Annotated in this window: 13 protein-coding genes; 4 read left to right on the top strand and 9 right to left on the bottom strand. The window is 70.3% G+C overall.

The features are described 5' to 3' along the window. Positions 1-40: 40 nt before the first annotated feature. The 4 genes from OG538_RS05610 (at position 41) to OG538_RS05595 (ending at position 4,854) form a co-directional block, all read left to right on the top strand. Positions 41-1,219, top strand: coding sequence for an MFS transporter (locus tag OG538_RS05610; protein WP_406090749.1), 1,179 nt, complete (start codon positions 41-43; stop codon positions 1,217-1,219). Positions 1,220-1,496: 277 nt separating this feature from the next. Further along, entirely contained in the window at positions 1,497-2,330 is an 834-nt protein-coding gene (locus OG538_RS05605; RefSeq protein WP_406090748.1) for a PIG-L family deacetylase, read from the top strand. Positions 2,331-2,834: 504 nt separating this feature from the next. Next, entirely contained in the window at positions 2,835-4,151 is a 1,317-nt protein-coding gene (locus tag OG538_RS05600; protein WP_406090746.1) for an MFS transporter, read from the top strand. A 94-nt stretch (positions 4,152-4,245) separates the two neighbouring features. Next, on the top strand, positions 4,246-4,854 hold the full coding sequence (locus OG538_RS05595) for a TetR/AcrR family transcriptional regulator (RefSeq protein ID WP_406090744.1): 609 nt from the start codon (positions 4,246-4,248) through the stop codon (positions 4,852-4,854). Positions 4,855-5,840: 986 nt separating this feature from the next. Here the strand turns inward: OG538_RS05595 and OG538_RS05590 are convergent. The 9 genes from OG538_RS05590 to OG538_RS05550 all read right to left on the bottom strand — a co-directional run bounded on the left by OG538_RS05590 (position 5,841) and on the right by OG538_RS05550 (position 13,032). Next, positions 5,841-7,061: a metallophosphoesterase gene (locus OG538_RS05590; protein ID WP_406090742.1), complete on the bottom strand. Its 1,221-nt coding sequence runs from the start codon at positions 7,059-7,061 to the stop codon at positions 5,841-5,843. Between the two features lie 436 nt (positions 7,062-7,497). Next, the gene (locus tag OG538_RS05585; RefSeq protein ID WP_406090740.1) at positions 7,498-8,076 is read right to left on the bottom strand and encodes a Dps family protein; all 579 of its coding nucleotides are present in this window, start codon (positions 8,074-8,076) and stop codon (positions 7,498-7,500) included. Positions 8,077-8,533: 457 nt separating this feature from the next. Beyond that, positions 8,534-9,256 carry an alpha/beta fold hydrolase gene (locus OG538_RS05580; RefSeq protein WP_406090738.1) on the bottom strand — a complete coding sequence of 241 codons (723 nt, stop codon included), beginning with the start codon at positions 9,254-9,256 and terminating at the stop codon, positions 8,534-8,536. Positions 9,257-9,319: 63 nt separating this feature from the next. Continuing rightward, positions 9,320-10,291, bottom strand: coding sequence for an alpha/beta hydrolase (locus tag OG538_RS05575; RefSeq protein WP_406090736.1), 972 nt, complete (start codon positions 10,289-10,291; stop codon positions 9,320-9,322). 315 nt (positions 10,292-10,606) lie between these two features. After that, positions 10,607-10,867 carry a hypothetical protein gene (locus OG538_RS05570; protein ID WP_406090734.1) on the bottom strand — a complete coding sequence of 87 codons (261 nt, stop codon included), beginning with the start codon at positions 10,865-10,867 and terminating at the stop codon, positions 10,607-10,609. 229 nt (positions 10,868-11,096) lie between these two features. Next, entirely contained in the window at positions 11,097-11,579 is a 483-nt protein-coding gene (locus OG538_RS05565; protein WP_406090732.1) for a hypothetical protein, read from the bottom strand. A gap of 12 nt (positions 11,580-11,591) precedes the next feature. Next, a complete protein-coding gene (locus tag OG538_RS05560; protein WP_406090730.1) occupies positions 11,592-11,960 on the bottom strand; it encodes an ArsR/SmtB family transcription factor in 369 nt (122 codons plus the stop codon). Further along, the gene (locus OG538_RS05555) at positions 11,957-12,403 is read right to left on the bottom strand and encodes an SRPBCC domain-containing protein (RefSeq protein ID WP_406090728.1); all 447 of its coding nucleotides are present in this window, start codon (positions 12,401-12,403) and stop codon (positions 11,957-11,959) included. Before OG538_RS05555 ends, OG538_RS05560 begins: the two co-directional genes overlap by 4 nt. A 284-nt stretch (positions 12,404-12,687) precedes the next feature. Then, a complete protein-coding gene (locus OG538_RS05550; protein ID WP_406090726.1) occupies positions 12,688-13,032 on the bottom strand; it encodes a hypothetical protein in 345 nt (114 codons plus the stop codon). Positions 13,033-13,080 lie beyond the last annotated feature (48 nt).

Here is a 13,080-nt window from a genome sequence, read left to right as displayed (position 1 = left end):
GCGTCGGACCGACGCCCCGAGGGGAGAAGGTTCAGGGTTCGTGCTGTCCCGCGGCGTCGTCATTCTGCTCGCCGTCGCCTGCGGGGCCGCGGTGGCCAACGTCTACTTCTCCCAGCCGCTCCTGGTGACCGTGGGCCACGACCTCGGCATGAGCCCGGCACTCGTCGGCGCCGTGGTCACCCTCACGCACGTCGGCTACGGGCTGGGACTCCTCTTCCTCGTGCCGCTCGGCGACGTCGTCGACCGCCGGCGGCTCGTCGTGGCCCAGTTGCTCCTCCTGGTGTTGGCGCTGGTCGTGGTGGCCACCGCCCGCACGGCGGCGATCCTGCTCGCGGGCCTGGCCTCTATGGGGCTTCTCGCGGTCGTCACGCAGACGTTGGTGGCCTTCGCGGCTTCCCTGGCCCCTCCCGCCGGGCGAGGGCGGGTCGTCGGTCTGGTCACCAGCGGCGTGGTCATCGGAATCCTGCTCGCCCGCACCGCATCCGGCGTCATGGCCGATCTCGTGGGCTGGCGCTCCGTCTACCTCGGCTCGGCATCGCTCACTGCCCTGCTCGCCTTGGTCCTGCACCGCGTGCTGCCGGGCCGCGATGGCGCTCCGCCGGCGGCCCTGCGTTACGGACAGCTCCTGCGCTCCACGATCACCCTGTTCGCGCGGGAACGCCTGCTGCGGCTCCGCGCCCTGTTCGGCCTGCTGATCTTCGCGGCCTTCAGCACCCTGTGGAGCAGCGTCGCGCTGCCGCTCAGCGGGGCCCCGTACCACCTGTCCCACAGTGAGATCGGGGCGCTGGGCCTGATCGGCGTCGTCGGCGCGCCGGCTGCGACCGTGGCAGGCCGCCTGAACGACCGCGGATTCTCGGGAAGGACCACCGGCATCGCCCTGGCGCTGCTCGTCGGCTCGTGGCTGCCCTTGTCCTTCACCCGCAGTTCGCTCGTGGCCCTGGCCGTCGGAGTGATCCTTCTCGACTTCGCCGTACAGGCGGTTCATGTCACCAATCAGACCCTCATCTACGAGCTCCACCCGGACGCGGGCGGCCGGCTGATCGGCGGCTACATGGTCTTCTACTCGATCGGCAGCGCCACCGGAGCCATCGCCGCCACCTCGCTCTACGCGGTGGGCGGCTGGGGTGCGGTGTGCGCGCTGGGTGCCGCGTTCAGCTGCGTCGGGCTCGTGTTGTGGGCCTTCACCCGACACGGCACCCCGGCCCCCGCGGTCACGTGACCTCTCGCGGACGCTGAACCGGGTGCGCGCGCCCCGCGGCGCGGAGTCGCGCAGGCCGAGTCCGTCCCCCGTCCGCGCCGGCCCCGATGCCCGACAGTCAATCCGCTGCGCCGGGAACAGCCGGTGCGGCCTGCGCGGTTGCACCGAGCGAGGGGCCGGCGCCGCACGGGCGGGGGGGGCGGGGACGCAGGCCGTCCGCCCTGCCAGGAACCGGGCCCAGGGTCGCGGCACGTCCGCCGCGCCCTCGACCCATACGCATGTAAGCAGGAGGATTTTCATGTCTGACCGGCCTTTGACACTCATGGCAGTGCACGCCCACCCGGACGACGAGGCCACCGGGACCGGAGGGGTGCTTGCGCGGTACGCGGCGGAAGGCATCCGCACCGTTCTCGTGACGTGTACCGACGGCGGCTGCGGTGACGGGCCGGGGGGCGTCAAGCCGGGCGACCCCGGGCACGACCCGGCCGCCGTCGCCTTGATGCGCCGTCAAGAACTCGAGGCGAGCTGTGACGTCCTGAAAATCAGCGAACTGGAGCTGCTGGACTACGCCGACTCCGGGATGATGGGCTGGCCGAGCAATGACGCCCCCGGATCCTTCTGGCAGACCCCCGTGGAGGAAGGCGCTGCCCGACTCGCGGAGCTCATGCGGCACTACCGACCCGATGTGGTCGTCACGTATGACGAGAACGGCTTCTACGGGCACCCCGACCACATCCAGGCCAACCGCATCACGATGGCGGCGCTGGAGATGGCCGAGCTGACCCCGAAGGTGTACTGGACGACGATGCCCCGCTCGATGATGCAGCGGTTCGGGGAGATCATGCGCGAGTTCCGTGAGGACATGCCGGAGCCGGACCCGGCCGAAGCCGCCGCGCTGGCCGAGATCGGCCTCCCTGACGACGAGATCACCACGTGGGTGGACACCACCGCGTACAGCGGCCAGAAGTTCGATGCGCTGGCCGCGCACTCCAGCCAGGGCGAGAACATCTTCTTTCTCAAGATGGGCAAGGAGCGGTTCGGCGAGTTCATGGGCATGGAGACCTTCGTGCGCGTCAGGGACGCCTCCGGCGCGGCCGTACCCGAGAACGATCTCTTTGCCGGACTGCGCTGATCAGCTCGGCCGACCGGGGCCCGGCCAGGCTCATCGGCGCGGTGTGAGCGGGCGGGGTGCGCTCGGGGCCGGCCGGGTGTGCGGACCCGGAGGCTGTTGACGCGGTTCCTGCGCGGCCTGGGGGCCGGTCACCAGGACAGTGCGTCTGCGGGGTCCGCGCTTCTCCGTCCGGACGGGTGCCGGGCCTGCCCCTCGCCTTCGCGCCCGCAATCGGCACCGCCACCACCGCGCGGCCTCGACCGTGGCCGGCTCCGACGGGCTCCGGCCTTCCGTCGGGCCGGGCGGCCCGGCCTCGCGGCCTCGCGGGCCCCGGGCCTGCCCGCGAGGCCGCGAGCCTGTCAGCACATCCCGGGCCCGCCTGCCCGTCAGCGCGCCCCCTCTCGCGAGCCCGGCATCGCGCTCCGGGCGACGCTCACCCTTCCCGCTTGACCTGAGTAGACCTGTCTGTCTAATGTGAGCGCGATTAGACAGACAGGTCTACTCAAGCTTCGGACGGGAATGGTCATGACGAATCTCTCGGTCGTTCCGGCGTCCAAGCCGGCGCCCTCTTCGGACGTGGTGCGCACCGATGCCGAATCCGCTTCCGAGCCTGCCGTCGTGTCCGCGCGGGGCAGGCGGCTGCCGCCGAACGTGGCGCTGTACGTACTCGCCTCGATCGCCATCTCGTTCCTGGCGGCCTCCAGCGCGCCGACCCCGCTCTACGCGGTCTACCAGGCCGAATGGGGCTTCGACCCGATCACCACCACCATGATCTTCGGCGTCTACGCGGTGGCCGTGCTGCTCGGGCTGCTCACCATGGGAAAGCTCTCCGACCACGTAGGCAGGCGGCCGGTGCTGCTCGCCGCGCTGGCGGCGCAGGCCACCTCGATGGTCGTGTTCGCCACCGCCGACGGGGTTTCGGGGCTGATGGTCGCCCGGATCGTCCAGGGACTGTCGACCGGCGCAGCGCTCGGCGCGATCGGGGCGGGGATGATGGACATCGACCGGCCGCGCGGCACGATCACCAACGCGGTCGTCCCGGGCATCGGCACGGCGACCGGCGCGCTGGTCTCCGGCCTCGTCGTGCAGTTCCTGCCCGCCCCGACCCATCTGGTCTACTACGGGCTGCTGGTGATCTTCGTCCTCCAGGCCGTAGCCGTCGCCCTGATGGCGGAGACGGTGACCCGCGAGCCGGGGGCGCTGGCCAGCCTGGCGCCGGAGATCAAGCTGCCGCGCGCCGTACGCCGCCCGATGCTGGTGGCCGCGCCGGTGTTGTTCGCCGTCTGGGCGCTGGCCGGGCTGTATGGGTCGCTGGGCCCCTCCCTCGCACGGCAGTTGACCGGTTCGAGGTCGGAAGTCCTCGGTGGGCTGAGCCTGTTCGTGCTCGCCGGGGTGGCCGCCCTCTCGGTGCTTGTCCTGAGGAAGGCGGCAACCCGGACGGTGATGCTCACCGGCATCCTCGCGCTGATCGCCGGGGTGACTCTCACCCTCGTCTCGATCCGCGACTCCTCCTCCACCGGCTTCTTCGTCGGAACCGCCGTCGCGGGCGTCGGCTTCGGCAGCGGGTTCCAGGGCGGCATCCGTACGGTGATGCCGCTGGCCCGGCCGCACGAGAGCTCCGGAGTGCTGTCGCTGCTCTTCGTCATCTCCTACCTGGGCATGGGGGTGCCCGCCGTGATCGCCGGCTTCCTCGTCGTCCACGCGGGCGGACTGACCGCCACCGCGCAGGAGTACGGCGCCGCCGTGATCGTCCTCGCGGCGTTCGCCCTCCTCGGACTGCTGCGCGGCGGCCGGGACGGGGCGGCGGTCCTGTCGGGCGAGCCGGTCGGCGGCAACGCCTGAGGGGTGACGTCCGGCCGGGACCCGGCCGGGACTCCGGGCGGAGGGCCACGGCCGGGGCATAATGTAGACAGATCTGTCTGAAGGAGTGGCCGTCATGGCGAGTGTCCGGAACACCGCGAAGCCCTCGGCGCGTGAGCGCCTGCTCACCGCCGCTGACGAGCTGTTCTACGCCGAGGGCGTGCAGAGCGTCGGGATCGACCGGGTCATCGAGCACGCGGGCGTGGCGAAGGCGTCGCTGTACAACACCTTCGGCGGCAAGGAGCAGCTCGTCCGGGCGTACCTCGACACCCGGCACGCAGGCTCCGCCGACCGGATCACCCGGGCCGTCGCGGAGTGCGACACGCCGCGTGAGCAGATCCTGGCGGTCTTCGAGTCCCAGGGGCGGCAGTTCGACCGGCCCGACTTTCGCGGCTGCGCCTTCATCCGTGCCGGCGCCGAGGCCAGCCCCGGTGGACTGGTCCAGGAAGCGGCGGACGCCTTCCGCGGCTGGCTGCGCGAACTCTTCACCCGCCTCGCCGCGGAGGCCGGCGCCGCCGACCCCGACGCCCTGGGCCACCAGCTCCAACTCCTCTACGACGGCGCCGGCATCTCCGCCCTGATGGACCACGACTCCACGGCAGCCGTGGCCTCCCGCGCTGCGGCAACGGCCCTGATCGCAGCGGCGACGGACACATCCGCCCAAGGGCTGTCCCACAATTCCTGATGGATCAGCGCGCGGCGTCGGATGCGGTGCATCGCAAGGCGGAGAGGCGCCCGCGTACTGGATGTATTCGGGCGTTTCGACAACGCGGTGAGGTGTCGTAGCCGTCCTCGTGGCCCGCCAGGAATGGTGGGACGGCTTGGCTCGTCCTTTGTCTTCCGGCCGCGTCGTAGGGCCGGGTCGGAAGGTTCCAGACGGCGGCATGGACCATTCGGTTCGTCGTCATGCGGTACATCGTGCCACGGCCAGGGCGCCGTCCAGCGAGCCGTAGGCGACCGTACTCGGCCGTCAGTGGCAGCTCTACCGGTGCCCGTACCGCGCCGTCCGCACACAGCAGGGCGGCAGTGGGTTCGCAGCACGCATCCTTCCGCGCGGACAGACACCATGGGAAGGCTGTCCGGAAGTGGGGCAGATCCCAGCTGAGGATCGGGCCAGAGGGTTCCCACAGCTGAGCGAGGTGGGACTTCTACGACGGGGGCACCTTGGTGAGCACCAGGGACCACGGGTTGTCCGGGACCCTGAACTCCACCGTTCCGTCGCCGCTCGTGTGCAGCTGGATGCCGGACACCTTGCCGAGGCCGCTGTCCTCGACGTCGGGGTAAATGAAGTCGTTGGTCGTGCTGCTGTCGACGAACTCCCACCGGCCGTGGAAATCGGCAGGGGCCGAGCGGGAGTTGGTCGATACGTGCGTTGCGGTGAACGCTCCGTCGCGCGCGAGGCGGATCTGTCCGCCGGTCTTCTCGTTACGGTATTCGCCCGGCAGATCATTGGTGTGTACGGTGCGGGCGCAGCCAGCGGTGAGTACAGCAGAAGCGGTCAGTGTGGCAACGAGCCACTGTCATCCTGTCCTCCTGACCATCACGTTCTCAGCGTACCGGGGCACGATCAGCCACCTCGGCGGGATATCGCGGAGCCGCAGAACTTGTTCCCCGCATCCGCAACGATCATCGGTAGTTGAGGAACAAGCCAAGCCGTCAGGCCGTGACGGTTCAGGGCGTGTCTGGACGCTTCGGGGAGCGGAGCACGAGCAGGGTGATCTCGCTGGGGGCGAAGATGCGGAACGGCGGGCCCCAGAAGCCGGTGCCGCGGCTGGTGTAGAGGAGGGTGCGGGTGCCGTGACGGCTGAGGCCGGCGAGGGCGGGCTGGTCGAGGCGGACGAGGTGGTGGAAGGGCCAGATCTGGCCGCCGTGGGTGTGGCCCGAGAGCTGGAGGTCGACGCCGCTCGCTGCGGCCTGGCCGACGAACTTGGGCTGGTGGGCCAGGAGCAGGACGGGCAGGTCGGGGTCGGCGCCGCTCAGGGCTCCGGCGAGGTGGGCGCGGTGGCCGGCCAGGCCGGACGACTCGGCCGTGACGTCGTCCACGCCGGCGACCACGAGGGTGTCACCGCCGCGTTCGAGCAGCAGATGGCGGTTGCGCAGCGGCTCCCAGCCCAGTTCGTCCATCAGGTCGACCCAACCCTGGGCCTCGCTGTAGTACTCGTGGTTTCCGGTGACGTAGACCCGGGCCCGGGTGGCTCGCACCGTGCCCAGCGGCGCGGCCTGGGCGCGCCGGCGTTGGGCCGTGCCGTCCGCGATGTCACCGGTGTGGCAGACCAGGTCGGCCTCCAGAGCGTTGACCTTCGCGCACACCCGCGCCGACCAGCGGGCACGGTCGAGCGGCCCGTAGTGGGTGTCGGTGATGAGGGCGACGCGAGTGCCGTCCAACCCGGCTCCCAGGCGGGGGAGTTGTACGTCGAGCCGGCGTACCCGTGGAACCCGGCGGGCTTCCGCGTACCCCCATGCGAGCAGCACTGCGGCGACGCCGAGGACCACCCAGGTGACGATACGGGCTCGGCTCTGACCGTCGCCCGTGCCGGCCACCGTCAGGGCGAGGCGCAGCAGGACCCCGAGCAGGACGGACCAGGCGAACAGCACCCAGCCGACCCCGAGGAGGGTGTCTCCGACGATTGCCGCCCGGTCCTGCTGCCGGCGGCCGTGGCCGCGCATCATCGCGAGCGGCATGGCGATCAGCCCGAGGAGGAAGAGGGCGGTACCGCCCAGCGCCACGGGAAGTGGCCAGTGCTGGCCGGTGTGCAACAGCACCCAACAGGGCACGGACCACAGCAGGACGGGGGCGATCATGGGGATGTAGCGCATCAGGCGGCGCAGCCGACTCTGCTGGGTCGCATCCGCCGCACCGTCCGCGGACCGGGCTTCGCTGGTGTCCGTCACGCGTTCCCTCCTCAAGTAACTGCCGGCGCGCACTGTACCCGGTCGCCCTGGTGACCCGAGTCGGAGATTCGTCGGCGACAGCCGGCGGCCATGCCGAGGATGCCCGTCCTGCTCCGCGTGGCCGAGGGGTGTTCCGGTCCGCGACCCGGGGCCGGGAGCCGCGCGGAACCCTATCCAGGGAGACCTGCCCGCGACGCCCTCCGCCCCGGCCGGGGACGAGGACAGCCGTTGCGCGAACCGCTCGGATGCGGCCCGTGCGGAACGGACGGGACGCCGCCGCCGGGGCCCGCGGCGGCCGGGCCACGCCGGCACCGCCGGGGCGGGGGCGGTACCTTCGATCCCCGCTCCGTAGTACGGGGTCGGCGGGGCGCCGTCCGGGCCTGGCCGTGCTCGTGCCCTGCCGCCACAGGAGCCTCGATCGCGGGCCGAAAGACCGTCAGGCGCGGACCAGCGGGGTGTCGACCAGATGCTCGGCGAGGAACCACGTCTGCAGCTCCCCGGTCCTGATCACCTGTGAGACCAGCAGGTCGTTCGTACCGTCGTCACCCAGCTCGATGGTCCGGGCGGCGGCGTCGTGGGCGTCGATGAGGATGGCCTCGTGAGCCTCCAGCAGCCGTGACAGCATGGCCGGCACCTCCTCCACTCCGTCCGGGGGCCGCGGAATCGACGTGAGCTCCGCGACATGCCTGGGATCGCCCACGGCGACACCCCCCAGGGACTGGACGCGTTCGGCGATCGTGTCGATGAGTTCGAGCTGCTCCGCTGCGTGCTTGTCCAGGACCAGGTGCAGTTGGTAGAAGGTCGCTCCGCGCATCAGCCAGTGGTGCTTCTTGTAGAGGCCGAAGAGGATCTGGGTGTCCGCCAGGGCCCTGTTCAGGCGCTGGCAGGAGTACATCCGCGCCTCGTAGGACAGACCGATCGGGAACTGCTTGACGGTGCCGAACTCCTGGATCACCTCGCCCTTCTGGTGCAGCCACGGCTGGCTGCTGATCACGGGCTTGGAACTGGTGGTCATGGTCTTCCTCCTGCGGTGTCGTGCTGTGCGTACCCGAGTCACGCTAGGTACCCGGACGGAGGGTGCCTTGCCGGACAGTGCACGCGGTGATGCCCGTCGGCGCACTGTGCCCCGAGCCGGCCAGGTGTTCCGCCCTCGCCGGTGAGGCAGCCGTGGCTGCGGACTGTGGCTGGGGCGCCGGACCCCGTGCGGAGGCAACCGACGAGGGGACGGCCAAGTGGTCGCCGACCTTTTCGTGGCCGAGGGGGCCCGTCCGGCCCGGACCACGGGACGTCTCTGCGGACCGCGCCGGGTGACGTGGTGACCGCACCCGACGACCGGCTCCAGTACGTGGTCCACACCTGTCCGGCCCTCCACCGAACGGTCGAGGCCGCGCGCGGAGCGCTTCGCCGAGTTGCCGAAGGGCCGCGCGGCCGACTCCCGGAGGAGTCGGCCGCGCGGCCCTTCGGCAACTCAGTCAGCTCGTGGCGCGCACCGCGTCACGGATCAGAGCGGCGACCTCCTTGGGCCGGGACACGGCCACCGCGTGCGAGGCGCCCTCGATCTCGACGATGGTCGCGCCGGCCCGCTTCGCTCCGAAGCGCTCGACCTCGGGGTTGATCGCCTGGTCCGCGCCGGCCACGAGTGCCCAGGAGGGCTTCGTCTTCCATGCGGCGGCCGTGGCCGTCTCCGCGAACGCCGAAGCGGCCAGCGGACGCTGCGCGACCGCCAGGACCTGGGTGACGGCGGCCGGTACGTCAGCGGCGAAGATGTCCGGGAACGCTTCGGCCTTGATGGTGACCTCGACCGCGGGCTCCCCGCCCTCCACGGGGTACGTCGCTTCCTTCAGGTTGCTGACGAGCGGCGAGAGGGGGAATCGTCCCTGCAACTCGCCCAGGCTCTCGCCCTCTTCGGTGACATAGGCCGCTACGTAGACCAGCCCGACGACGTTCTCGGTGGCACCTGCCACGGAGATGATCGCCCCGCCGTAGGAGTGGCCCACAAGCACCACGGGACCGTCGATCTGAGCAGCCACGGAGGCGATGTACGCGGAGTCGGACGCCAGTCCGCGCAGCGGGTTCGGCGGCGCCACCACGGGGATGCCGTCGTTCTGCAGTTCCGCGATGACCCCCGTCCAGCTGGCGGCGTCCGCGAAGGCTCCGTGCACGAGAACTGCTGTGGGAAGGGGAGACGTGGTCATGACCGGATGCTTCTCCTGGGTGTGGGTGTGGGTGTGGGTGTGCTCGCGACGCCGGAGCGTCGGTCAGCCGGCGTGGAGCGCGTTGTGCAAGGTGCTGATGGCCAGCGTGATCGCCGTCTCGGCGGCGTGGGTTTCGCGCAGGGCGTTGAGCATGACGAAGTCGTGGATGATGCCCTGGAACCGGACGGCGGTGACGGGGACACCGGCCTCGCGGAGCTTGTTGGCGTAGGCCTCGCCCTCGTCGCGCAGGACGTCGGCCTCGCCGGTGATGACCAGGGCCGGGGGCAGCCCGGTGAGCTGCTCGGTGGTGGCCCGGAGGGGGGAGGCGGTGATCTGGGCGCGCTCGGCCTCGTCGGTGGTGTACTGGTTCCAGAACCACTGCATGCCGTCGCGGCGCAGGAAGTAGCCCTCCGCGAACTGGTGGTAGGAGCCGGTGTCGAAGTTCGCGTCGGTGACCGGGTAGAACAGCACCTGCTGCACGAGGGGGACGTCGCCGCGTTCCTTGGCCATGAGGGTCAGCGCGGCGCTCATGTTGCCGCCGACGGAATCGCCGACGACCGCCAGCCGCGAGCCGTCCAGGCCCTTGGACCCGCCCTCCTGGACGACCCACTTCGCGACCGCGTAGTTCTGCTCGATGGCGATCGGGTAGCGGGCCTCGGGGGAGAGGTCGTACTCGGGGAAGACCACGGCGGCGTTCGCGCCGACGGCCAGTTCGCGGACCAGGCGGTCGTGGGTGTGGGCGTTGCCGAACACCCAGCCGGCGCCGTGGATGTAGAGGACAACCGGCAGAGGCCCCTCCACGCCGGCCGGGCGCACGATACGTACGCGGACACTGCCCGTCGGGCCTCCGGAGACCGTGATCCACTCCTCGTCGATCCGGGGCTCGTCGGTCCCGCCGGACTGAACGTCGTCGACCGCCTTGCGGCCCTCGGCGGGCGGCAGGTCGAAGAGGTAGGGCGGGTTGGCGGTCGCTTCGGCGAAAGCGGCTGCGGCCGGCTCCAGGACCGGCTGAACCGGCCCGGTGGCGTCAGACATGCGAATCTCCTGAGTTTCATCTGGTGCGCCGGCTCTTCCGGCAGGGTGACGCGACTCCCGGGTCCGGAACAGGGATCTGCGGGGTCGTCGGAGACCACGCTAAAACGCCGAAGACGGCGGAAATTGACCACCAGCGCACCGTCGCTGACCCCAGAGCGTACGAACGAGGGGCCCGAGCGTGCGGACTTGGGGCAGCGCGTGCGGACAGGGGAGACCGGTGCACTCGGGGAATGAATCCAGTGCACTGTCGCAACAGCAGGGCGCCGCGCCTCCCTCACGCTAAGTGGTCGGCTCCGGAAGTCCTTCGGGGGTTGGTCACTCTGCCAGTGCGGCCGAGGATTCGTGGTGGTGATCGGTGGTGTGCCGGTCGAGCCTGGCCAGCAGATCGTCCAGGTCTGAGGTGGTGAACCTCCGCTGGAACGGCTGTGCCGTGGCGTTTGTAGCGGTCTTCGAAAGCTCGGAGCCGGTCCCCGACCTGGGCGCTTCGGTACGGCCGAACATGCGGGCGCGGTGGACGTCGTAGGCAGCGAGGTGGGCCAGGGCGCCGCCGCGTCCGTAGGTGTGGTTGACCCGCATCGCCCGGGCCTGGCCGGGGGCGAGGGTGGGGTGGCAGCGGCAGCGGGCCTGGATGGAGGTCTTCTCGTCGGCGCTGATGACGTACTCGTCCGCGCCGAGCGGTGTGCCGTTCCAGGTGTGGGCGTACAGGTTCAGCGCCGTGCGCCGGCGGAGCGGCCCGGTCCACGCAGTCGGTCCTCAAGAGGAGACCGGGGGACCGGGTGCCCGATGTCCGACTCAGGCGCCGCCCTCAGGCGTGCCCGGGGACGGCGACGCGGAGATCGAGGAGCTGTTGGGTATGCACGGGCACATGGTCTTCGGCGAGGCCGTCTATGAGGCCTGTCAGCGGAATCGGCCGGTCCAGCACGAGTGCGTCATTGGAAAGGAGGAGCGACGGCACCAGAACCGAGGCGGCTTCCTCGTTGAGTCGATCGGCGATGTCGCACAGGACGGTGGCCTGGCTCCGGACGTGATCAATCAGGTCCGCCCGACCTGAGTGCTCGGTGATGATCCGGTCAAGATTCCAGGTGTCGAGGGAGATCCGGTTGTCGAAGGTGGGCCGTGAGCCGGCGACGACGCCCAGAGCAACCGCTGCGATCGAGGCGTCGACGCTGAGGAGATGGGCCAGTATCTGGTCGGCGTTCCATCCTCCATTGTCCGCGTCGCCGAGGTCGGGGATGGCCGCCGCATCGAGCAACCTGTCGTAGGCGCTGCGAAGTACTGTCGTGTCCATAGCGTGCTTCCTTCATTCGGGGCGTGTCGAACTCGAATCCCGCTCCGCTGCCTCAGCGACGCGTTTGATGTTCGCCAACCGCCGGTCCCAGTAGGCCGCGAGTGCGGCCATCCACCGTGCCGTCGTGTCCAGCGCCGCGGGCCGCACTGCATACCGCACCTCGCGTCCGACCCGGCCGCCGGAAACCAGCCCGGCGGCCTCCAGGACGGCGAGGTGCTTGACCACCGCCTGCCGCGAGACGGGAAGTCGTTCGGCGAGCGTCGTGGCAGTGGCCTCGCCCTGTGCGGCGAGCAGGTCGAGCAGTTGACGTCGCGTCGGGTCGGCCAGCGCACCGAGGACGCTGTCGACGACCTCGGCGGCGCCGGGACGTTCTTCCCTCACGTGGAGGGCTGTTCGGCGCGTGTCTTGAGCGCGTCGAGCTCCAGGGGCCAGCCTTCCGTGTGGTCCTTCAGGTTCTGACTGCGCAGCTCCTCGGACCCGGCCAGCGCCGCGAACCCGCTCTCGACGACGCGCAGCCGCGTCTGCTCGCCTTCCGGGGTCAACGTGAACTCCACGAGCGTGCTGTTGTCCTCGCGCAGCTCTTCTCCGGGGAACGCGCTGGTCCAGCGGTACGCCAGGTACGTGGGCGGCTCGACCTTCTCCACACGCACAGGGAAGTCGCCGTGCTCGGCGTTCTTCGCCATCATCGACTCGCCTTCCTTGGCCACGGTGCCGGGCAGGCTCGCCTTGTCGGCCACCCAGAACCCGGGTTGGGCCACCAGCGACCAGACCAGCTCCAGGGGTGCTGTGATCAGGGTTTCGCGTTCGATCCGGTCCTCGCTCATGGGGGACTCCTTCACCGTCACCATCGGATGCAACCCCAGAGTTGCACTTCGGCCGCCTAGGCGCAACCCAAGGGTTGCATCTAGGTGGCCATCGTTGGTTGGTGATGACGGAGAGGGACTGGGTGAGGGCCGTGAGGCTGCTCAAAGACCGTAGTGATCGCGTCCCACCAGCGGTCGGCACACCTGCGCACTTCGGCCCCGAAACCAACTGCCGCGTCAACCCCCGAAGGACTTCCGGAGCCAACCACTAAGGGCTGTCCCGCCAGGAACTGTTCACTGCGTGATCATTCCGCTGCTTCAGGTTCCCCCTGCTCGAACGCGATGCGGCAGCGTTCCACCTGGTCAGCCACCTGCTCCATGAACCAGCGCATGACCTCGTAGGGGACAACACGCTCGTCAGGGCTGTAGACGCGGACGGTTGGTTGCAGACTCGGGTCCTCGTCAGGGACAAGCGCTGCCAAGAAGGCGGCGCCGGGCAAGTGGGTCACCGCGGCGTGGGAGTTCTCGGTACCCGTGACCGGCGCAGGCACAGCCTCGCTCAGCTCCACGGCCCAGGCATCGTCAGGCAAGGCGTAGTGGAACAGGACGGCGTAGTGACGGCCTGCATGTTCTCGCAGATCCCATGGCATGTCAGCAGGCTGCCACACCGGCCGTGTCGGAGGCTCGCGCGTATCCCC

It is taken from the genome of Streptomyces sp. NBC_01013, assembly GCF_045162765.1.
Classification (GTDB): domain Bacteria; phylum Actinomycetota; class Actinomycetes; order Streptomycetales; family Streptomycetaceae; genus Streptomyces.
Note: the sequence above shows the minus strand (reverse complement) of the source record. Positions and strands in the feature narration are given on the sequence as shown.